At 48.7% G+C, this 2,034-nt stretch carries 2 protein-coding genes; both read left to right on the top strand.

Features of this window, described 5'->3' with window-relative positions:
• Nucleotides 1–122 precede the first annotated feature (122 nt).
• Nucleotides 123–1,328 carry an IS256 family transposase gene (locus D5281_RS24675; protein WP_277935622.1) on the top strand — a complete coding sequence of 402 codons (1,206 nt, stop codon included), beginning with the start codon at nucleotides 123–125 and terminating at the stop codon, nucleotides 1,326–1,328.
• Between the two features lie 67 nt (nucleotides 1,329–1,395).
• Entirely contained in the window at nucleotides 1,396–1,635 is a 240-nt protein-coding gene (locus tag D5281_RS24670; RefSeq protein WP_160562498.1) for a hypothetical protein, read from the top strand.
• The last annotated feature ends 399 nt before the right edge of the window (nucleotides 1,636–2,034 follow it).

Genomic DNA, 2,034 nt, shown 5'->3' with positions numbered 1-2,034 from the left:
GAGTCTGTGAAAAAAAGTCTGTAAATATTTCATAAGAATAAGGTCTTCTATGATAAAATCTAAATCATAGGAGGCCTTAAATTATGGCAAACAGAAAAAAAGAAGTTTACAAACCTAAACCAATGACTGAGGGCAAGCGCAACCTCATCCATGGATTGCTGCGGGAGTATGACATTGAGACTGCAGAAGATATTCAAGATGCCCTCAAAGACCTGCTCTGCGGCACGGTAAAGGAGATGCTGGAGGCCGAGATGGATAACCATCTCGGCTATGGAAAGTATGAGCGTTCTGACGAGACAAATTACAGAAACGGCACAAAGCCCAAGAGTGTCCGCAGCAAATACGGTGAATTTGAAGTGGACGTGCCCCAGGACCGCCAAAGCTCCTTTGAACCGCAGATCGTCCCCAAGCGCAAGAAGGACATCTCCGCCATTGATGACAAGATCATTTCCATGTACGCAAAAGGCATGACCACACGCCAGATCTCCGAGACCATAGAGGATATTTACGGTTTTGAGGTCAGCGAGGGGATGGTATCAGACATAACCGACAGACTCCTCCCGCAGATTGAGGAATGGCAGAACCGGCCCCTGGATGAGGTTTATCCCATCGTCTTCATAGACGCAGTCCATTTTTCCGTCCGTGATGACGGCATCATACGCAAACTTGCCGCCTATGTCGTGCTGGGTATCAACGCGGACGGCAGGAAGGAAGTCCTGGCCATAGTCATAGGCGAGAATGAAAGCAGCAAATACTGGCTGGGTGTCCTTAACGGGCTGAAAAACCGCGGGGTGAAGGATATCCTGATCCTTTGCTCTGACGGGCTGAGCGGGATCAAAGAGGCGGTATCGGCGGCGTTTCCGGCCACGGAGCAGCAACGCTGTATCGTCCACATGGTGAGGAATACATTGAAATATGCAGCCAACAAAGACATGAAGGCGTTTGCAAAGGACCTGAAAACGATCTATACGGCGGCAGATGAGAAGGCGGCGTTGAAACGGCTGGATGATGTTACGGAGAAATGGAAAGGGCAGTATCCAGGAGCGATGGGGCGCTGGTATGACAATTGGGATGCCATTGCAACGATCTTTAAGTTTTCAAAAGATACAAGGACCGCATTTTATACCACGAATTCTATAGAATCGCTGAACGCCTCTTACCGGAGGCTGAACCGTCAGCGGAGCGTGTTCCCAAGTCCGCAGGCCCTTCTCAAAGCCCTTTACCTGGCAACTTTTGAGGTGGCAAAGAAATGGACAGTCCCTATCCGTGACTGGGGGAAAGTCTATGGGGAACTAGCCATCATGTATGAAGGAAGACTGCCTCAGTAAGCCAGTATAAGCATAGGTGTACACCTGTGTCAGAGTATAGGTGTACACCTAAAGAAAGGAGCCGGATATGTTTTATGGAGGAAAATATGATGCCCAGAACAGGTATGATGAATGGAATACCACCCAGATCAAGCTGAAGCTGAACAATAAGACAGACCAGGATATCCTGGCCTGGATAAAGAAGCATAAACACGGCAGGGACACGTCTGTACAGGGGGCGATAAAATCTTTGATAAGGGAAGATATCGCGCGTGGAAACACAGGCATGCCAGGGAGCGGGGGCGTTGTCAGGAGGACCGTGGAATAATGGGGCGGGGGCCCCGTTATGCCGCGAAAGCCTCTTGGCAAAAGCCCCACGGAGAACGCTTTTACAAAAAGGGAGGGAGTTCCTCCCTTCCTTCTGCTCCCAGCGGGGCGGGTTCGGGCGGAGCCCGGTTATGGGTCAAGGGACTGGTCCCTTGCAGGTTCTTAGGGCAGCGCCCTAAGCTTACGGAGGATGCTTTTAAGTTGTTCCTATATAAAAATGAGTACCGGAAAATCGGTGCTAATGATTTGCCTTTTCGAGGCATTTTCAAAAATACCAGACATATCTATTGACAGGAAGATACCATATAGATATAGTAAGAGGTAGGTGAATAAAAGCACCTACCTTTCTTATTAACTTATCATAGAAGATCTTAATTTACAGAAATTATTTCACACACTC

The organism is Parablautia muri (assembly GCF_009917485.1).
In the GTDB taxonomy this organism is placed as follows: domain Bacteria; phylum Bacillota; class Clostridia; order Lachnospirales; family Lachnospiraceae; genus Suilimivivens; species Suilimivivens muri.
Note: the sequence above shows the minus strand (reverse complement) of the source record. Positions and strands in the feature narration are given on the sequence as shown.

Excerpts from the sequence above, each read along its gene's own strand:
- D5281_RS24670 (WP_160562498.1), top strand. The coding sequence starts at position 1,396 with ATGTTTTATGGAGGAAAATATGATGCCCAGAACAGGTATGATGAATGG.
- D5281_RS24675 (WP_277935622.1), top strand. The coding sequence starts at position 123 with ATGACTGAGGGCAAGCGCAACCTCATCCATGGATTGCTGCGGGAGTAT.